The organism is Acinetobacter sp. WCHAc060006 (genome assembly GCF_004209135.1).
Lineage (GTDB): Bacteria > Pseudomonadota > Gammaproteobacteria > Pseudomonadales > Moraxellaceae > Acinetobacter > Acinetobacter cumulans.
In genome coordinates this window covers 75,586-92,379 of the sequence record NZ_SGSS01000013.1, presented here as the reverse complement: position 1 = coordinate 92,379, position 16,794 = coordinate 75,586, and the positions used below count along the sequence as shown (strand labels likewise).

The following is a 16,794-nucleotide window of genomic DNA, read 5'->3' as shown; positions in this document are numbered from 1 at the left end:
GTTCGAATGAACTTAAACAAACATTTAATTTGAGTTTGTTATTTAGGGCCAAACAAATTGTTTATAACAATGAGCAATATTATGCATAATATTGCTCACTCAATTTACACTTTTCGTTTAAGAAGATAACTACATGATCGGATGCCTGATTGGTGAAGTGCTGGCGCTTGAAGCCCCAACTGTACTTTTAAATGTAAATGGCGTTGGCTACGAAGTTGACACCCCGCTTTCAACATTTTGCCAATTGCAAAAAGGACAAAAAGTCACTTTATGGACTCACTTGGCTGTACGCGAAGATGCTCAGCTGCTTTATGGCTTTGCCAATGCGCAAGAAAAAACCATTTTCCGCACACTGATTAAAGTGAATGGTGTCGGCCCTAAAATGGCACTTGGCATACTATCCACCTTAAGTGTCGAAATGCTAATTCATACCGTTGAAAATGGCGATGTGAAAACACTGGTGAAAGTACCAGGTGTAGGCGCCAAAACAGCTGAACGTTTGATGATTGAACTGCGTGACCGTTTTAAAGCCATGTCAGCTGTATCTGTTCCAAATAACTCGACCAGCCCGCAAATTCAATTTACGGGCAACTCCGCTGTGGCTGAGGCAGAAGCTGCTTTACAATCTTTAGGCTATAAACCTGCCGAAGCACAAAAATTAGTGAATGCGGCTAAAGGTGACTTTACTGAAGCCAGCGATATTATTCGAGCGGCATTAAAGTCGATGAATAAATAACTCATTAAAAAACACATCCCGACCTATCATTTGATATGTGCTGGCGACATGGATGTCGCCGTTAAACTGTGCTAAAAGAATGTAGCATCAGTTTAACAAATGGGTTTTGTCACTTTTGCCCAGTCAAAAGTGAAAATCGCCTATACAATAGGTATAAATAGTCCAAAAGTTATTTAAGGCAGTGCTCACATTGACCTTGAGTTTTAGAGATTAATTACATCAATATGCAAGACCGTCTCATCAGTGGCTCCGAAAAACCCGAAGACCACTTCGACCGCGCCATTCGCCCAACATCCCTCGAAGACTACATCGGACAACCCGTCGTACGCGAACAAATGGAAATCTTCATCGGGGCTGCCCGTGGTCGTGCTGAAGCACTCGATCACACCTTAATTTTTGGCCCACCAGGTTTGGGTAAAACCACACTGGCCAATATTATTGCCCGCGAAATGGGTGGTAATCTAAAGTCCACTTCAGGCCCTGTATTGGAGCGTGCAGGCGATTTAGCCGCGATGCTGACCAATCTTGAAGAAGGCGATGTGCTGTTTATTGATGAAATTCACCGTCTTTCACCAGTCATTGAAGAAATTTTGTATCCCGCAATGGAAGACTACCAGCTGGATATTATGATTGGCGAAGGCCCTGCTGCCCGCTCCATCAAACTAGATTTACCTCCATTTACGCTGGTGGCAGCAACCACTCGTGCAGGATTGCTCACCTCGCCACTGCGTGACCGTTTTGGTATTGTGCAACGCTTAGAGTTTTACTCTGTCGAAGACTTAACACATATTGTTAGCCGTTCAGCCAATCTCATGGATGTGCCCATGACCGCTGAAGGCGCTCAAGAAATTGCCCGCCGTTCACGAGGCACACCACGTATTGCCAACCGCCTATTGCGTCGTGTACGTGACTATGCACAGGTCAAAGGCACTGGCGAAGTCACTCAAGATATGGCACAGCGCGCATTAGATATGCTCAAAGTTGATAAAGATGGATTAGATATACTGGACCGTCGCTATTTATCTATGCTTCTAGAGCGTTTTGACGGTGGGCCTGCTGGCGTTGAAGCACTCGCCGCCGCCATGGCTGAAGACTCTGGCACACTTGAAGATGTCATTGAGCCATACTTAATTCAGCAAGGCTATGTGATGCGTACAGCACGCGGTCGCATCGCAACCAATATGGCTTATTTACAATTTGGAATGACTCCACCAGAACCCAAAGATAAATAAGGCCTAGACCACAAGATAAAAAAGCAACTTCGGTTGCTTTTTTATCTTTCAATTGAGTGAATAATGCAGTGAAAACCTAAAAAAACGTCTTCAAATTTGGGTTGAAATCAACATCCTTACAGCTCATAACATGCCATATAAATATGAGCGCTTAGTTAAAAAAGATACTTGGTTTTTTATTTTTAAAATCATAATCATAATTTATACAAATGAATAAAATCGTCTTCCTCAGTCGCAGAAATCACATTCCAACTACATTTTAAACAATAAAACAACAATTCATTCATCAAAAGATCTTGTTTAAAACATAATGCTTAGTTAATTTTATAAATGTGATGCATTTAACACTATTTTTGTAAAATGTAAGTTAAACAATAAAACAGCGGAACATAAAAATAAAATCTAAACCCTTATAGCCAGATCAAAAGAAGTACAAAAGTTTTATTGCTGTTCTATGTCAGCGTACATAGACAGCAATAAAACACTTAAATTACTTAATACTAAAGGGAAACGGTCATGAAAAATTTTATTTTATTTGCGTGCGCATCTTGCATAGCAACAGTTGCTTTAGCAGATTCATCTTGGCAATGTGCCAATTCAATTGCTGAAATATCTTGTGCTAAACAAGGATATTGTCAAATTCCTCAGAACCTAAACAATACATTTAGCATTACCATTAAAAATAACAACCAAATTGCCGTATGTGCGCAAAATAACTGTTGGCGTGGTTCTAGCCAAGCCGTACAAAATGGCAACCAAACCACCTATGCCATTAAGCAATTTAGTTGGACTACCCTTGATCAACCCAATAGTGAATACCTACTCGCTGTAGATCAAAATACACAGCACTTATCAATACAAGGTGCAGGTAAAAAATATAATCTACAATGTGTGAATGCCTAACCCCATACACCTAGAGGAATGAGAAGGAAATTATATGCACCACATCAGGCTGTGAGCGCTAGCACATCGAACAAAAAGAATACCATGTGCTAGCGATCTTCCAGTTGCTCATTTGAGTTTGAATTGAACTACTCAATAATAATTCTAAGCTATTAAAAATTTATGCCTGCTCCTACTGCATGCAATGACTGGTCTTTCTAACTTTTAAAACACCAAATACTCTTATAGAAGTCGAATGCTGATCAAATAAGCTACAGCCTTGCAGAGCAATCTAGATTTGAAATCTTGTGCCATTGGACTAAGCAGTCATAGTGCTAAAATTTTCGCTCACAACGCTTAACCTTTAGCTAAGTAAAAGTCAATTTAAAGACCTTAATCTTAAGCTCAATCACAGCAATCATTTTAAAATAGATCCAAAAACGGAATAAACACATGGCGAATAAATTCGAGTTCAATATTCGTGTCTATATTGAAGATACTGATGCAGGTGGCATCGTCTACCACGCCAATCATATTCGCTTTATGGAACGCACTCGCACCGAATGGCTTCGCGCATCAGGCATTAGTCATTATTGGCATCAAAAAGACTATAATTTTGTCGTACATAAAATTAGTGTGAAATATGCACGCCCTATACTTATGGATGACTTAATTACCGTAACTGCTTCTGTGGTTTCATGTAAAGCTACGTCATTTGTATTGCAACAAAATATTTATCGTGGTGAAATTATGCTTGCATCGGGTGAGGTCGAATTGGCATGTATTAATGCAGATATGCGACCAACCCGACTTCCTGAAGAAATTCGTGATCTAATTCTAAAAGAATTGGAACAAGATTAAAAAAATTACTTGGCTTAATGTAACTATGGCAACACAACTAGAATCTTCTCTGCACGTCACTGATCTAATTTTACAGGCGAGCCCTGTTGTACAGCTGGTGATGCTTCTCCTTCTATTCGCATCACTGTATAGCTGGTATCTGATTGCCAAATTGCATTTAAGCTATAAAAAAGCCCAGACCGATGATGAACATTTCCAAAAAATCTTTTGGTCTGGTGCTGAACTAAATACGCTATATAACAATGCCCAACTCAACTCTAAGCGTGTTGGCCTCGAAGACATTTTCTATCAAGGTTTAGGCGAGTTTTTAAAACTTAAAAAGCGTCAAGCAAGTTTGCCACAAAGCATTGAAAGCACCGAACGTATTTTGCGTGTTGGTTTAAGCCGTGATCAAAGCTATTTAGAACAAGGCCTTGGTGCTTTAGCCAGCATTGGTTCTGTTGCGCCTTATGTGGGTTTATTTGGTACTGTTTGGGGCATTATGAATGCATTCATTGGTCTTGCAGATGTCGACCAAGTGACTTTGGCAACGGTTGCGCCAGGTATTGCAGAAGCCTTAATTGCAACAGCCATCGGTTTATTTGCCGCAATTCCTGCTGTACTTGCATTCAACCATTTTACTGCTAAAGGTGAAGCAATTTATTCAGATCGTGCCTTATTTTCTGAAGAAATGGTGGCTTTATTACAACGCCAATCTTTGGGTTCTGATCAGGAACAAAAATAAATGGCTATTCAACGTTCTGGACGCTTTGAGCGTATTAAAAAGCCCCTAAAAAGTGATATGAATGTGGTTCCCTACATTGATGTCATGTTGGTGCTTTTGGTTATTTTCATGGTCACTGCACCCATGATTACCACCGGTGTAAAAGTCGACTTACCACAGGCCAATAGCAGTCCTATTCAATCTGAAGACCGCCCTGCCATTGTTACTTTAGAAGCTGACGGCACAATTAAACTTGAAGATAAAACCCATAAAAATGATGTACTCAGTTTGGCTGAGCTGACTGTGGCATTAACAGATGCTCAAAGTCAGGCAAAAGCTGAGCAAAAGCAATTGAGCGTACTCATAAATGGTAGCGAATCTCGCCCTTATGGCGAAGTCATTAAACTTATGTCCGCATTACAAGATGCAGGATTATCTCAAGTTGGATTACTGACCGAGCCATTAAAATAATTTATGAAAGATTTTAAGAAGCCTCCGTTTAAGCAAAAAAAAATTGCCATTGGTTTTACGCTCGGCGTACATATAGTGGCAGTTGTTGGTTTGCTTTATCTCGGCATGAGTAAACCACCTGAACCCCCTAAACAAATTAAAACGGTTCTGATCAAACCAGAAGATTTAAAGCCTGTTACACGTGAAGAAACAGCCTTTGATGAAACTGCACATGAAAATATTGCTCCTGAGATCACACAAACTGCTGAGCCGAGTCAAGAGCCTGCACCGGTTGTTCCAACAGCCCCACCACCACAAACAATACCAACGCCTGCAGTAGATACTAAAAAGCTAGATGCTCAAAAAGCTGCGCAGCAAGCTAAGTTAGCCGAAGAAGCTGAACGCAAAGCGGCAGATGATGCGAAACGTGCAGAACAAAAACGTTTAGATCAAGAAGCGAATCAGCAAAAAGCGAAAGCCGAGGCTAAGGCAAAAGCTGAAGCACAAGCACAAGCCGAAGCAGATATTAAACGCAAAGCTGAATTAGAAAAGGCAGCGCAAGATGCCAAACGCCAAGCGGATTTGAATGCTAAACGTCAAGCTGAAAATGCAAAATTAAAAGCAGATGAGGCAAAACGTAAAGCTGAAGCAGACGCGAAGGCTAAAGCTAACGCGAAAGCCAAGGCAGATGCCGACGCCAGAGCGAAAGCAAATGCTGAAGCGAATAAACGTAAAGCTGATGCTGATGCCAAAGCTAAAGCGGATGCAAAAGTAAAAGCAGATGCAGACGCCAAAGCGAAAGCAAATGCGGAAGCCAATAAACGTAAAGCTGACGCGGATGCGAAAGCAAGAGCCGACGCTAAGGCCAAAGCAGATGCAGATGCCAAAGCGAAAGCAAATGCGGAGGCCAACAAGCGTAAAGCAGAAGCTGATGCGAAGGCTAAAGCTAAGGCAGATGCAAAAGCCAAAGCAGATGCAGAAGCGCGTGAACGTGCTGCCGAAGAAGCCAAAGCCTCGTCTGCACGTAAAGCTGCTGAAGAAGCTGCTGAGAAAAAAGCGGAAGCGAAAAAAATTGCATCGTCTGCAAAACGTGATTTTGAAAATAAAATCCGTCGCGTATGGGACACACCTTCTGGTTCAGCAGGTAAAACTGCAACTGCACGAATTAGCTTAACCGAAAGTGGTTCAGTTCGTTCCGTGGTTGTCACAGCCAGCGATCCTGATATGAAAGCGAGTATTGAAGCTGCAGTTCGTGCCGCTGCTCCCTATCCAATGCCATCAGATCCTGATGCAAGACGCGAAGCCATGACTTTAACGTCTACGTTTAGGTCTGCAAATTAAATACAAGCTATTCAACATCTTTAAAATCCCTGCACATCTGTGAGGGATTTTTTGCAAGTGCTTCAAATAAATCACTAGACTAATATGCTCAATAAAATGCAATTAATAACCCTAAAAATTCAAAATAATTCCACATTCCGCAGTTAATTTATATGCATGGAAAATACTTTCATAAAAAATTCACTGCCTAATGAACACTGCAACACAACAAGCTGATAATATTTGGACAGTTTTTCACACTCCAATAACAGATTAATCATAATGTGATGCTTTTAATATTTTTAAAACATGCCATTATGTGACACATTCACAGTAACAAAAATTTATAGATTTAGAGTATTCAGCGAATGATGGAAATGACGCGTAAACATCTGCTTTGCTTAGCCGTTTTGACTGCATTTAGTCCTGTTTTAATCACTCAATCCCATGCACAGTTGCATTTGGAAATTACCAAAGCACCTGAAGAAGCCCCAAAGATTGCCATTATTCCTTTTGCCAATGATCAAAACATTTATCCAATTGTCGAAAATGATTTAAATCGTTCAGGCAAATTTAGCAGTGCATCGAAGAACCTTCCTGCAACAGCGGCACTAAATGCACCCAATGCAGAAGCTTGGCAAGCAGCGGGTATTCCGTATGTTGTGACAGGTAACCTAAAACAAACTGCGGACGGTTCATACGAGATTCAATATCAGCTCTATGATGTTGAAAAAAAACAGTACTTACTCAATGAACTTTTGAATGTGCCTGCTTCTCGTACACGCCAAGCAGCACACATGATTAGTGATGCAATTTACGAAGCACTCACTGGCATTAAAGGTGATTTTACTGGCCGTATTGCTTATGTATTACGTAATCCTGCTACACCAGAACAACGTTATACCCTACAAATAGCAGATACAGATGGCGAACAACCACGTACCGTATTAACCTCGCGTGATCCTATCTTATCGCCTGCTTGGACACCGAATGCAAAAAAAATCGCTTACGTTTCATTTGAAACCAAACGACCTGCAATTTACATTCAAGATTTAGCGACTGGCAGTCGCGAAAAAGTTGCAAGTTTCCGCGGTTTAAATGGAGCACCAAGTTTCTCACCTGATGGTAAAAGCATGTTGTTTACAGCATCTATGCACGGCAACCCAGAAATTTATCAAATGGACTTGGAAACCCGCCAACTACAGCGTATGACCAATGACAGTGCAATTGATACTGAAGCACGCTATGCCCCAGACGGGAAATCTTTTATTTTTACCTCTGACCGCGGTGGCTCACCACAGATTTATCGTTATAGCTTTGCCGATGGCAGCAGTAAACGATTAACTTTCCGTGGTGCATTTAACGCTCGTGGCACCCTGAGTGCTGATGGTAAAAAACTGGCATTGGTACATCGTCCAAGTGGTAGTAACTACAAAGTCGCAGTACAAAATATTGACTCGGGTGTAACCAATATCTTAACGCCGACCAGCTTAGATGAATCACCAAGTTTTTCTCCAAATGGACAAATGGTGGTCTACGCAACACGTGAAGCCAATCGTGGCCTTCTATCAATCATGTCACTTGATGGTCGTTTCCGTATGAACTTACCAAGTGAACAAGGTGAAGTTCGTGAACCCGCATGGGCACCAAAATAATATTTACTTTTAAAAACTTTATGGAGATATAAATATGCAAGCAATTAAACTTTTTGTTTTACCTTTATTGGCTACCGCTGTTGTGATGACTGGCTGTGCAAGTCGAAAACCAGTGAATGTTGCTGAAGCAGGTCAAAATCCATCAACTTCTACAACTGTAAACACTGAAGGTCTTAGCGAAGACGCAGCTTTAAATGCGCAGAACCTTGCTGGTGCATCTTCAAAAGGTGTTACGGCTGCCAACAAAGCATTTTTAGCAAAACGCGTTGTGCACTTTGATTACGATAGCAGCGAATTAAGTAATGATGATATCCAAACATTACAAGCACATGCGCAATTTCTAATGGCCAATGCAAACTCACGTGTTGCTTTAACAGGCCATACAGATGAACGTGGTACGCGTGAATACAATATGGCACTTGGTGAACGTCGTGCAAAAGCAGTCGAAAGCTTCCTTGTAACAACAGGCGTAAATGCCAACCAACTCGAAGCAGTAAGCTACGGTAAGGAAATGCCGATTAATGCGGGCCATGATGAAAATGCATGGAAAGAAAACCGTCGCGTAGAAATCAACTACGAAGCTGTTCCTCCATTACTTAAATAAGTCGCACATTTGCTCAAGTAAATCATTTTACTCAAGCAATAAAAAAAGCCCTCATTCATGGAGGGCTTTTTTTATTGCTTAATGTTTGAAGGAAATGCTACCAGAATATGTTATTCAGCTGATTCAGCAGGCTCTTCTGAACTTTGCATAGACTCAATAAGATCATGCTTATTAAATTTTTTATATTCAGGCTTAGCGTCGTAACCACTCCAAGCTTCCTTAACCTTTTCTGCAGAAATTTCATCCAATGAAATTCCTTCTGTAGGTGATGGAGTCGCATCAAATTTTTGAATCGTCATTGTTGTGCTCCTATGTATTAAAAATCAATCCCCATTCCTTCAACATAGCATGTTCTTCTAGACTTGCAAGCGCAAAATCACGGCAAATAGTCGAGTTTAATTGTTCTTTTAACTCATTCTCATCTAAAATACGCACATATTCAATTCCGATCATTTTGACCGCTTTATTTTGGAGCCATCCAGTTATGTCACGTTTAAGCTTATCCCAATTTTTACAACAACAAAGTGGAAATTTAACGCCTGCTTTAGCTCAAGTTATTGAAACTATTGGTAATACGTGCAAAGACATCGACGTACTCCTTCAAAAAGGTGCTTTAGCTGGTGTATTAGGTAGTGCTCAACACGAAAACGTGCAAGGCGAAGAGCAAAAGAAACTCGACGTTATTTCAAATGACTATCTTATCGATGCTTTAAAAGTTCATCCACATGTTGGCGGCTTAGCTTCTGAAGAACTTGATGAGTTTACACCAGCACAAGAAAATGGTGATTACCTTGTGTTATTTGACCCACTTGATGGTTCAAGCAACATCGATATCAATATGTGTGTAGGTACAATTTTTTCAATTTTGCCAGCTAAAAATGCGGTAACGCAAGCTGAAGACTTTATGCAAGCAGGCCGTGAGCAAGCAGCTGCAGGTTATGTCCTCTATGGTCCATCGACCATGATGGCATTAACAGTCGGCGCTGGTGTTGTATTCTTTACTTTTGATCCAGAAACTAAAGAATTTTTATTAACTGCTGATGCAATTCAAGTAGCCGCAGATACCAAAGAATATGCAATCAATGCATCAAATGCACGTCATTGGGAAGCACCTGTACAACGTTATATCGATGAACTACTTGCAGGTAAAACTGGCCCACGTGAAAAAGACTTCAACATGCGTTGGGTTGCATGCATGGTTGGCGATATTCACCGCATCTTATGCCGTAGCGGTATCTTCATGTACCCATACGACTTAAAAGATCCGAAAAAAGCTGGTCGTTTACGTTTAATGTATGAAGCGAACCCAATGAGCATGCTTATGGAGCAAGCTGGTGGCGCATCAACTACAGGTCGCGTACGTATTCTTGATATTCAACCGACTGAATTACACCAACGTGTTCCTGTCATTATCGGTTCTAAAAACGAAGTTGATTTAGTCACAAGCTACCACAACTAAAACCTTATTTTTCTATAGACCCATAGTACCTTGTACTATGGGTTTTGAGTCTCCCCAATATGTCTATTGTATTTTTAGAATCTAAAGATAATGCCAAAATTAAACACCTCCGTGGTTTAATTGAGCAAAGTAGCTACCGAAAAAAACAAGGTCAAACCGTACTTGAAGGTACACATCTTGGTTTAGCGTGGGTTGAACAAAAACGTCGTATCAACTCGATTTTCACCACAGAAAAGTACCTCGAACATCCAGATATCTGCGATATTTTAGATGAATATGATGGCTCAGTTTTTGTCATTGCCGAAAGCTTGTATCGAGACCTCAGCACTTTAGGTACAACCTTGCCCTTCTTAGCGATTGTTGACCTGCCAAGTTCTAGCCAAGCATTACAATTTGATTTAGACACGCTTATTTTAGAAAACGTACAAGATCCTGGTAATGTTGGCACCTTGTTACGTTCAGCTGCTGCTGCGGGTATTCAGCAAGTTGTATGTACTAAAGGTTCAGCATCACTTTGGTCGCCTCGCGTGCTCCGTGCAGGCATGGGTGCTCATTTTTCAATTAAAACCTTTGAAAACATTCAACTCGAAGATATTTTAGAACGCTTTGAAATTCCAGTTTATGTGACCAGCTCACACCGCTCAACCAGTTTATATGATCAAGACTTAAAACAGCCTAGCGTTTGGGTTTTAGGCAATGAAGGTCAAGGCGTAAGCGAATATGCACTTGCGCATGCAAAAGCTGTAAGCATCCCACAACCAGGTGGTCAAGAATCATTAAATGTTGCAATCGCAGGTTCTGTTTGCTTCTTTGAAATGGTTCGCCAACGTATTTAATCGTTATTTTATTTTAAATCGGCTAGCCGATTTAAAAAAATAGATTACACTAGAAAAATAACAAGTATTTTTGTCAACCAAACCATTATTTTCAACGTTATATGTAGTATGAATTTGGAAATAATGGTGGGTATCCAATGACAGGATTTTCCATCTCTATGGATTTAGCGCCTAAACAGTCAGACAGTACACCAGCTAGTGTTCTTAAGAGCACGGCTGAGTCTCGTCTAAAAAACTTCATGCATGAAGTGACTGGTCGCGCCCTTGTCATGATCGAAAGTGCAACACAAGGTCAACAAGGTATTGCAATGGACTTGGTTCAAGAAGCCTTTATTTCATTACATAAGTCCTATGCAGAAAAATCCACAGAAGAATGGTATCCATTGTTCTACACCATTTTAAATAACAAATTACAGGATTGGCGTCGTAAAGAAGCGCGTCGTGCACAGCCCTTCTCTTTTTTCAGAAAAGTTTCATTAGATGATGACGAATTTGAAGTACAAGATGTGGTTGACGAATCGACCCCAAATCCCTCTGATTTTTTAACTCAAGCAGTGACTGCAGAAGAAATTCAAGAAGCCATTGCTCAATTGCCTGTGCGTCAACAACAAGCATTTATGCTCCGCGCATGGGAAGGCTTTGACACGCATACCACTGCAGAAATTATGAATTGCACCGAAGGCAGTGTTAAAACGCATTATCACCGTGCAATTCAGGGCCTTCGCGCCTCATTAGCACATTTAAATCCCAATTTGGGAGGGTCATCCGAATGAAGCAAGATGATTTTGTAAAAAACGTGAGCCAAAAGCTTGATCGGCTTGCACAGCAACATCAACATAAAGCACAAGTGATGAATAACGTGCTTGACCAAATCCATGAGCGAGAAACATCTCGTTATGGCTTATGGAAAATGTCTAGCTTCGCACTCGCCGCAGCTATTGCTGGTTTTATTGTATTACCTAATTCAGTCACTTTGGATGAAAAACCTGATACTCAAGTTATTTCTACACCTAAACTTTCACCTCAAATGGTTGAAGATTTAGAAATGTTAATGGTTTTGGGTGAGGATAAATCTTCTCATGGTAGCTAAAAAGTTAGCATTGGCATTTTGTGCGTTCAGTTTCCTGCAAACTAGCTTTGCGGGCTTTGAACGTTTTTGGATTTTTTCAAAAGATGCCAATACTCAAGTCAGTGATACCTGGGACTCTTTGTCTGATGCTGAACAACTGGCACTGATTAAACGTTATCAGTCATTGAAAGAAATTCCATCTGAGCAAAGTACCAACTTACAACAACGTATGGATTGGTTTAATCAGCTGCCTGATGCAGATAAGCAACGTATGCGCGAAACTTGGCAAAAAATGAGTACTCAAGAACGTAAAGACTTGGCTCACCGCTTACAACGTGCTGCACCTGATGACCGTGCTAGTATTCGCGAAGAATACATCAATAAATATTTAAAGGTTGAAAATCTTAGCCATTAATGATGCATGACAAGCTTAAAAAGCTCATTAAAATGCCAGCATAATCGCTGGCATTTTTGCATAAATTGCAACATTAAATCCGTAAGTACAAACTACTTTTAAATAATGCGATAAAACTTCAACATAACTACTTTGTCAAATAGGTACAAAAAAGCCAGTACATGAGTACTGGCTTTTTATATAAAGGGCTAGCCATAAAATAATACATAGCTAACCAAGACTACAGATTATGCTTTTGATTTACGACGGAATACTGCTAAGCCCATTAACGCAAATACACCCAACACGCCCATAGAGCCTCCACCACCACTCGATGAAGTATTGGTGTTTTTAGCTGCATTTTTAAGTGTAATGGTAGCTTGATTTGATTCCGTACCTTCAGAATCAAATACTGAATATTTCACAGGATAATCAAACTGACTGAGATTATTTTTCACAGAAAATTCAATATTGCCACCATAGCATGTCTCACGTGCATAAGCTTCAGGACATGGCCCACTAAATTCAGCTTTAAAGTTTAAACCTGCAGGAATCGTGTCAAATTTAATTGCTGTGTTCTGACCTAACGCATTTTGGAACCAGACTTTTTTACCAGCAGGTACTGTATTTTCAGGCCCATCACCGTGATCATGATCATTTTCCAACGGATTTACATTGACTGTTAAATTATTATTACTGCCAATTGCATATTCATCAGATACAGCCACTGGCGCAATGTTGTTAAATGTAGACTTTAAAATGCCTGAAGATGTAACTGTTGGATTTTCTTTATCCGTTAGCGTATATGTGCAATAACCAATTACACCTGGAGCACTCACCGCACCACTACTACGGTATAAAACAATTTGTTTTAAACCAGCATTCCACTCACAAATCAAATCAGAATCAGCACCAGTATTAACAACCGTAGGCACACCATTATTTATCAATAGATCTGTGCCTAAGCCAAGTGTTTTAACACTGACGTTATAATGATCTGCATCCAAGCGTTTAACAATTTGATTCCCTGAAGCATCCGTTGATTTTTCACTTGCCAATGCCAACTTGAATGGATCGAAATAAATCGCGCGATATTTCAAATTCGCTTTTAAGCTATTTAAATATGGCTCCATTTCAGATAAATCATCTTGGTTCGCAATTTTGTATTGTTTAAAGTTTGGATCTTCAATGTCTTTTTTCAGTTGATCAACAATTTTTTCATAGCTATCAACCAAGGTCACCAAAGATGTATTTTTTAAGTCTTGTACATCTGCAGCGGTTAAGTTCATTACTTCAACTGAACCAATTTCACACAGGTTACGTTGATCCGGTGTTAACAATAACGTCGCATCAATAACACGCTGAATACCCCGCTGATCCGCTGAAACGGTACTAAAGGTATTACAGTTAATAGAAGAGACATCAAATAAGTCATAGCCCGTTGAATATCGCTTAGGATAATACAATGGTAAGAAAACGTTATATGCAGATGCTGGCATTAAATTCGACAAAATATTCGACATCGCTGTATTACTGACATCGACATTTTTATAGTCATCTACTGCTTCATCTAATGCAGACTTTGGTAAATCACATTTTGATGCGCTCAGTTCTAAAGCATTGTTAAAAGCAATGAAGCTTAATTCATCATCAGGTTTTGCATTATTTATAAAACGACATGATTTAGAGTTAGCAATATTTTTACCATTATATGCAAAGACATTAAAGCCTAATTGCTTAGTACCATTTTTGTCATAATACAGACCCGTATATGCATCATTTTCTACAATAGTATTATTCGCAAGAACGATATTTGAGTACTGACTTAATAAGTTATTTCCTTCTGATATCGCCTTAATCACGCTACCATTGTTTGGATTTGCAATATTTTGCGCAATGGTATTGGTCGATATCGTAGCAGAGACATTTCCACAAAAGTCTAAAATACTTTGGTTATCCGTCGCGCCATTTTTAATAATACTGCTTTGCAATAAGCTAAGAACAGGCTTGCTATCACTCATATTGCTGACGCAATCCATGGCCAATACGCTACCTTTCGTAGCTTTATTGCCTTGTAATAATGTACTGTTAATCGTTAAAGTTCTTTCACCATTTTGTGCCAAAGCATAGATTGCACCACCAGCCTGTACGGCAGTTGAATCTAGAATTGCACTTCGGTTTAAAGACAAATTACCGCCAGAAAAAATTGCACCCCCCAAATCAGCTTTACCATTTTTCAATGCGACATCGGTCAAGTCTAAATTGGCAAAAGTTTGCGCTGTATTGAAGATACGATGTGTGCCATCTCCAACAATAAAGGTTTTTAAATCCTCATAAGCAGGATAAGCATCTGTAAGCACATTGCGTTGATCGTAGTTATAGCGTGTCGCACCTCGAATATCGACTGCTGACTCTGGCTTTAATTCTCCACGAGTCAACTTGTATGTACCTTCCTTCAACTGAATAACATCAGCTTGTGTAGAATTGGTATCACCTGCGCTACAACCACCAAACGCGGCATTTTTATGCGCCGCAAAAATGGCTTCACGTAAAGAACAGTTATCTAAGTTTTCACCATTCTCATCTTCAAATGTGTTGACTTCAATGGTTTTTTCTTCTGCTGCCATCAATGACATCGCAGAAAGAACCATGAGCGCTAACAATCCTTTTTTATAATTTTTCATGGCAATTCCCTTCTTATTTTTTTAGACGGCGTAAACCAATCAATCCAAACAAGCCCATTAATCCATAAAGGCCAAATGCGCCACCGGAGGTTTTTACAGACTTACTATCAATATCGTTGTCTGGTTCTTGATAAATACGGACTTCCGCAGAAATATACTTATTTGCTGGGTTATAACGTGTTGAAGACGTTACGACTTGAAGCTCAAAAATATCAGCGCCATGCCAAGCACCATTTGGAATATATTCTAAATCGCCATTCAAATTGAGCGTTGTTTTTCCTTTAGATACCGTTTGAGTCTGTTTGATGACTAAGCATCCATCTTGCCAAGCTGCACCTGTTGGGTTTTTACCAACAACAGCATCACATTGTTCTTTTGGAATTAAATCGCTATCCCCCAAGTATTGAAGGATATTAAATTTAGCGGTTTGGCCTGGTTTAATGTCATCACCAATACGTGGAATACTGGTTGGAACAATAATTTCAATTGCACCACGGTCGCACCACAAATTATTTGTTTCACGACTCTTATCACGCTGGTCCGTACTTTCACACGCTACGAATTGCTTATTTCCATTCGCTTCAGTTTGGCCTTTATTCAAGATAGGGCCAGAAAAAATATCGGCAAAGCTCACTAAAATACGTGGACGCAAATAACCCAAAAATGCATTGTTAGGAACGCTATATGGACACAATAATGAAGTTGTATCATCATTTAGATTCTTACAAACACCTTCGTCTTCACCCGCAATTAAATCATTTTTTGCCCATACCGTATTATTATTTTCAACAGCCGCCGTTGGACATTCAGCAGTCAGTAAGTTGTTATAAATAACGCTTTTATCGGTACTTTGATCTACAACTTTACAGTTCATTGAGCCACTGGCAGTACCATTGCCCAACAAGATACTATTTGCAAGATATCCCTGTCCGTCTTGAACATCTAGCAAAACACCACCACCATTTTTAATAATAGTGAGGTTATTTAAACCAATGCCATCTTTAAGATTCAGTGCAAAACCTGAATTTTTAAAAAATGTTGAATTGGTAATTAAATGATCACGTGCTGGAAAAACTAATGAACTTGCATTCGCCAATGGATTTTCGGTATAAATCGTCACATCGCCCGTATTTCCTTTAAATACAGAAGAAGCGATCCAGAAATTTGGCGCAACACTATAAATCGCCGCTCCGTTATTGGCTTGGTTATTTTCGAAGAGCACATTATAAGTTTGAACGACGCTGCCTAAAGAGGCACTTTCACTTGAAAAACCAACATTATAAATAGCACCGCCTTTATCTGCACGGCCACCTTTTAATGCACTACTTTGCAGTGTTAATTTCTCATTATTATAAATAATACCGCCTAAACTTGCACAAGCACTGTTTCCACAACCTTGAAAAGAAACTTCTTGGAAGTTGACTGTAATCAAAGCTTTATTGCCATCATCAATATGGAAAATTTGATCTTGGCCATCCATTTGAATCGTGGCATTGTTTAAGCCAACCGCGACTGATTGATTTTCAGTACTATCATAGGTGGTTTTAAGGGTCAAACCTGCTTTTATATCAATACGGCTTTTTAATTTATATGTTGCTTGTTTTTCAAGCAAAATAATTGAGACGGCACTCTCGCCACCACAGCCGTGATAGCCTTCTTTTGGCATGCCTGCATTAATATATTGAATTGCTTCACGTAGAGAACAAACACTATCATCTACATCATTATCATCAGTCGTTGTTACTGCAATTTCAGCACTATAGGCGTGCCCTGCAAAACACAGTAAACCCATGACTATGCTCCGTTTGAGCATCACATTCTCCTTGATTTTTTTTTATCTTTTTATATTTCGCTGTTCGTTCCTGACAGCTACATACTATTTTTGTGTACTTTGTCACAGCTAGAGCAA

18 protein-coding genes are annotated in these 16,794 nt (G+C 39.8%); 14 read left to right on the top strand and 4 right to left on the bottom strand.

Features of this window, described 5'->3' with window-relative positions; genetic code table 11:
• The first annotated feature begins 133 nt into the window (after positions 1–133).
• The 9 genes from ruvA to pal all read left to right on the top strand — a co-directional run bounded on the left by ruvA (position 134) and on the right by pal (position 8,443).
• Positions 134–736 carry a Holliday junction branch migration protein RuvA gene (ruvA, locus tag EXE29_RS09645; RefSeq protein ID WP_117007496.1) on the top strand — a complete coding sequence of 201 codons (603 nt, stop codon included), beginning with the start codon at positions 134–136 and terminating at the stop codon, positions 734–736.
• Between the two features lie 224 nt (positions 737–960).
• The gene (gene ruvB, locus EXE29_RS09640) at positions 961–1,968 is read left to right on the top strand and encodes a Holliday junction branch migration DNA helicase RuvB (protein ID WP_117007495.1); all 1,008 of its coding nucleotides are present in this window, start codon (positions 961–963) and stop codon (positions 1,966–1,968) included.
• 516 nt (positions 1,969–2,484) lie between these two features.
• Entirely contained in the window at positions 2,485–2,871 is a 387-nt protein-coding gene (locus tag EXE29_RS09635) for a hypothetical protein (RefSeq protein WP_120364527.1), read from the top strand.
• Positions 2,872–3,303: 432 nt separating this feature from the next.
• Entirely contained in the window at positions 3,304–3,711 is a 408-nt protein-coding gene (gene ybgC, locus EXE29_RS09630; protein ID WP_106985648.1) for a tol-pal system-associated acyl-CoA thioesterase, read from the top strand.
• Positions 3,712–3,736: 25 nt separating this feature from the next.
• Positions 3,737–4,435 (top strand): protein TolQ, encoded by a 699-nt coding sequence (tolQ, locus tag EXE29_RS09625; protein ID WP_106985649.1) that lies wholly within the window; start codon positions 3,737–3,739, stop codon positions 4,433–4,435.
• Complete coding sequence (gene tolR, locus EXE29_RS09620; RefSeq protein ID WP_106985650.1) at positions 4,436–4,885, top strand: protein TolR; 450 nt, start codon at positions 4,436–4,438, stop codon at positions 4,883–4,885.
• A gap of 3 nt (positions 4,886–4,888) precedes the next feature.
• Positions 4,889–6,205 (top strand): cell envelope integrity protein TolA, encoded by a 1,317-nt coding sequence (gene tolA / locus EXE29_RS09615; RefSeq protein WP_120364526.1) that lies wholly within the window; start codon positions 4,889–4,891, stop codon positions 6,203–6,205.
• A 350-nt stretch (positions 6,206–6,555) separates the two neighbouring features.
• Positions 6,556–7,839: a Tol-Pal system beta propeller repeat protein TolB gene (gene tolB / locus EXE29_RS09610; protein WP_165382492.1), complete on the top strand. Its 1,284-nt coding sequence runs from the start codon at positions 6,556–6,558 to the stop codon at positions 7,837–7,839.
• A 34-nt stretch (positions 7,840–7,873) separates the two neighbouring features.
• Positions 7,874–8,443 (top strand): peptidoglycan-associated lipoprotein Pal, encoded by a 570-nt coding sequence (gene pal / locus EXE29_RS09605; RefSeq protein ID WP_106985653.1) that lies wholly within the window; start codon positions 7,874–7,876, stop codon positions 8,441–8,443.
• Positions 8,444–8,553: 110 nt separating this feature from the next.
• On the opposite strand, the gene EXE29_RS09600 is transcribed toward pal, so the two are convergent.
• Positions 8,554–8,742: an NF038105 family protein gene (locus EXE29_RS09600; RefSeq protein ID WP_106985654.1), complete on the bottom strand. Its 189-nt coding sequence runs from the start codon at positions 8,740–8,742 to the stop codon at positions 8,554–8,556.
• A gap of 10 nt (positions 8,743–8,752) precedes the next feature.
• Complete coding sequence (locus tag EXE29_RS17495) at positions 8,753–8,896, bottom strand: hypothetical protein (RefSeq protein ID WP_165382490.1); 144 nt, start codon at positions 8,894–8,896, stop codon at positions 8,753–8,755.
• 31 nt (positions 8,897–8,927) lie between these two features.
• Here EXE29_RS17495 and EXE29_RS09595 point away from each other — a divergent pair, with 31 nt between their 5' ends.
• The 5 genes from EXE29_RS09595 to EXE29_RS09575 all read left to right on the top strand — a co-directional run bounded on the left by EXE29_RS09595 (position 8,928) and on the right by EXE29_RS09575 (position 12,222).
• Entirely contained in the window at positions 8,928–9,902 is a 975-nt protein-coding gene (locus EXE29_RS09595; protein WP_106985655.1) for a class 1 fructose-bisphosphatase, read from the top strand.
• Between the two features lie 59 nt (positions 9,903–9,961).
• Positions 9,962–10,738: a TrmH family RNA methyltransferase gene (locus EXE29_RS09590; RefSeq protein WP_106985656.1), complete on the top strand. Its 777-nt coding sequence runs from the start codon at positions 9,962–9,964 to the stop codon at positions 10,736–10,738.
• Positions 10,739–10,896: 158 nt separating this feature from the next.
• Positions 10,897–11,511 carry an RNA polymerase sigma factor gene (locus tag EXE29_RS09585; RefSeq protein WP_106985657.1) on the top strand — a complete coding sequence of 205 codons (615 nt, stop codon included), beginning with the start codon at positions 10,897–10,899 and terminating at the stop codon, positions 11,509–11,511.
• Positions 11,508–11,828, top strand: a complete 321-nt coding sequence (locus tag EXE29_RS09580; protein ID WP_120364525.1) for a hypothetical protein — start codon at positions 11,508–11,510, stop codon at positions 11,826–11,828. Before EXE29_RS09585 ends, EXE29_RS09580 begins: the two co-directional genes overlap by 4 nt.
• A complete protein-coding gene (locus EXE29_RS09575; protein WP_106985659.1) occupies positions 11,818–12,222 on the top strand; it encodes a DUF3106 domain-containing protein in 405 nt (134 codons plus the stop codon). The genes EXE29_RS09580 and EXE29_RS09575 overlap by 11 nt, the downstream gene beginning before the upstream one ends.
• Before the next feature lie 227 nt (positions 12,223–12,449).
• Here the strand turns inward: EXE29_RS09575 and EXE29_RS09570 are convergent, their stop codons facing one another.
• Together EXE29_RS09570 and rbtA are read right to left on the bottom strand one after the other, a co-directional pair.
• Positions 12,450–14,885, bottom strand: coding sequence for a CSLREA domain-containing protein (locus tag EXE29_RS09570; protein ID WP_120364524.1), 2,436 nt, complete (start codon positions 14,883–14,885; stop codon positions 12,450–12,452).
• Between the two features lie 13 nt (positions 14,886–14,898).
• Positions 14,899–16,698: a rhombotarget A gene (gene rbtA / locus EXE29_RS09565; RefSeq protein WP_117007491.1), complete on the bottom strand. Its 1,800-nt coding sequence runs from the start codon at positions 16,696–16,698 to the stop codon at positions 14,899–14,901.
• Positions 16,699–16,794 lie beyond the last annotated feature (96 nt).

What these genes read in the sequence shown, in the direction of transcription:
- ruvA (WP_117007496.1), top strand. Translation starts at nt 134, where the DNA reads ATGATCGGATGCCTGATTGGTGAAGTGCTGGCGCTTGAAGCCCCAACT.
- ruvB (WP_117007495.1), top strand. Translation starts at nt 961, where the DNA reads ATGCAAGACCGTCTCATCAGTGGCTCCGAAAAACCCGAAGACCACTTC.
- EXE29_RS09635 (WP_120364527.1), top strand. Translation starts at nt 2,485, where the DNA reads ATGAAAAATTTTATTTTATTTGCGTGCGCATCTTGCATAGCAACAGTT.
- ybgC (WP_106985648.1), top strand. Translation starts at nt 3,304, where the DNA reads ATGGCGAATAAATTCGAGTTCAATATTCGTGTCTATATTGAAGATACT.
- tolQ (WP_106985649.1), top strand. Translation starts at nt 3,737, where the DNA reads ATGGCAACACAACTAGAATCTTCTCTGCACGTCACTGATCTAATTTTA.
- tolR (WP_106985650.1), top strand. Translation starts at nt 4,436, where the DNA reads ATGGCTATTCAACGTTCTGGACGCTTTGAGCGTATTAAAAAGCCCCTA.
- tolA (WP_120364526.1), top strand. Translation starts at nt 4,889, where the DNA reads ATGAAAGATTTTAAGAAGCCTCCGTTTAAGCAAAAAAAAATTGCCATT.
- tolB (WP_165382492.1), top strand. Translation starts at nt 6,556, where the DNA reads ATGGAAATGACGCGTAAACATCTGCTTTGCTTAGCCGTTTTGACTGCA.
- pal (WP_106985653.1), top strand. Translation starts at nt 7,874, where the DNA reads ATGCAAGCAATTAAACTTTTTGTTTTACCTTTATTGGCTACCGCTGTT.
- EXE29_RS09600 (WP_106985654.1), bottom strand. Translation starts at nt 8,742, where the DNA reads ATGACGATTCAAAAATTTGATGCGACTCCATCACCTACAGAAGGAATT.
- EXE29_RS17495 (WP_165382490.1), bottom strand. Translation starts at nt 8,896, where the DNA reads ATGATCGGAATTGAATATGTGCGTATTTTAGATGAGAATGAGTTAAAA.
- EXE29_RS09595 (WP_106985655.1), top strand. Translation starts at nt 8,928, where the DNA reads ATGTCACGTTTAAGCTTATCCCAATTTTTACAACAACAAAGTGGAAAT.
- EXE29_RS09590 (WP_106985656.1), top strand. Translation starts at nt 9,962, where the DNA reads ATGTCTATTGTATTTTTAGAATCTAAAGATAATGCCAAAATTAAACAC.
- EXE29_RS09585 (WP_106985657.1), top strand. Translation starts at nt 10,897, where the DNA reads ATGGATTTAGCGCCTAAACAGTCAGACAGTACACCAGCTAGTGTTCTT.
- EXE29_RS09580 (WP_120364525.1), top strand. Translation starts at nt 11,508, where the DNA reads ATGAAGCAAGATGATTTTGTAAAAAACGTGAGCCAAAAGCTTGATCGG.
- EXE29_RS09575 (WP_106985659.1), top strand. Translation starts at nt 11,818, where the DNA reads ATGGTAGCTAAAAAGTTAGCATTGGCATTTTGTGCGTTCAGTTTCCTG.
- EXE29_RS09570 (WP_120364524.1), bottom strand. Translation starts at nt 14,885, where the DNA reads ATGAAAAATTATAAAAAAGGATTGTTAGCGCTCATGGTTCTTTCTGCG.
- rbtA (WP_117007491.1), bottom strand. Translation starts at nt 16,698, where the DNA reads ATGCTCAAACGGAGCATAGTCATGGGTTTACTGTGTTTTGCAGGGCAC.